We start from the raw sequence: 231 nt of genomic DNA, 5'->3' as shown, positions 1-231 counted from the left end.
AGTCCCGCGATCACCGCACCGGCCGCGAAGACTTCAGGGTAGGTCGCGAGCATCACCGACGTCATGCCGCCGCCGGCCGACAGGCCCGTGATGAAGATGCGCTTGGGATCGACGCGATGCGTTTCCGTCATATGCGCGATCATCTCGCGAATCGAACAGGCCTCGCCACTGTCCCGCGCCGTGTCTTCCGGATTGAACCAGTTAAAGCAGGTGTTGCTGTTGTTGATGCGC

At 61.9% G+C, this 231-nt stretch carries 1 protein-coding gene; it reads right to left on the bottom strand.

Annotated elements, in window-relative coordinates; translation table 11 throughout:
- A partial coding sequence (locus tag AC0L27_RS41565; protein WP_473323959.1) for a PHB depolymerase family esterase occupies window positions 1-231 on the bottom strand: 231 nt, incomplete at both ends.

This window comes from Bradyrhizobium sp. Ken51 (assembly GCF_055807435.1).
This window is presented reverse-complemented; position numbering and strand designations above follow the sequence as displayed.